An 878-nucleotide genomic window follows, 5' to 3' on the forward strand; every position below is an offset into this window, starting at 1 on the left:
GACGCAGGTGCATGATTTTGGCTAGTAACTGGTATTACTTCTTGGGGTGTTTGATTGGGTTCTAATGCCCTTGAGCCAAACCTCGCACGGGCTAAAAGTTGTTGGCGTTTCTCTCTCAGCCCTGTTGTGATTGCTTGTCTCTCTGCTTGCACAACTTGCCTATTTTCGATGCCGCTAATCTTGTTTTCATGCCGCCACAATTCTGCTTGTAAGTCGTGGTGTAATTGTGTAGCAACTTCAGTTAAAGCGTGTTTACGCTTTTGGTCAATCCGCAACAAGTCGGCTCTATCTTGGGCATCTATCTTACTCATCTCGCTGTCAAATTCAGCGTTAAGTTTACGGATTTTACCAATTGCACCCGCAACATGAGAGCCGTATTGTTTACGAAGTTCTGTCCAACTTACTTGTCCTTTGGTCAACTTCTCCATCGCCTCAAAGACGACCTTGGCGTTGTCCAAGAATGGCTCTAATCGGTCACTTAACTCTTGGGCATTATTCGCATAATCAGCGAATTGTTCGAGCTTATTTATATCAGAGAGATAGCCCAGAATATCAGACTCAAATCCTCCCCAAGATTTTGCTTTCTCGTCAATATGTGAACTATGACCAACTACCGGATTACGTATTGCAAAATCCATTGCGTTATTCTCCTAATAAGGTATGTTGTCGTAGTCTATATCACCATCAGAGTCTGGTACTTCATCCCAGTAACCCATCTCTTCAAATCGGTTATAAATTCTCGTTGCTAATTGCCTTACGGGGTCGTCAAAATCTTCAGAAATTAAATCAAATCTGTTCTCACCAAATGCCAAAGTATTTGCAATGTCCGCGTCAATCCCATTACCCAAGAATTGACCAAATGCAGCAGAGTATGGATG

At 42.8% G+C, this 878-nt stretch carries 1 protein-coding gene and 1 pseudogene; both read right to left on the bottom strand.

Features of this window, described 5'->3' with window-relative positions; all coding sequences use genetic code 11:
- Positions 1–638 (bottom strand): hypothetical protein (locus tag GNF10_RS37155; protein WP_185593175.1); only part of this gene is annotated, 638 nt, incomplete at its 3' end.
- A 12-nt stretch (positions 639–650) separates the two neighbouring features.
- Positions 651–878, bottom strand: a pseudogene (locus GNF10_RS37160) (hypothetical protein); the annotation flags it as partial.

The sequence above is a fragment of the Nostoc sp. UCD121 genome (assembly GCF_014222285.1).
Taxonomy (GTDB): domain Bacteria; phylum Cyanobacteriota; class Cyanobacteriia; order Cyanobacteriales; family Nostocaceae; genus Nostoc.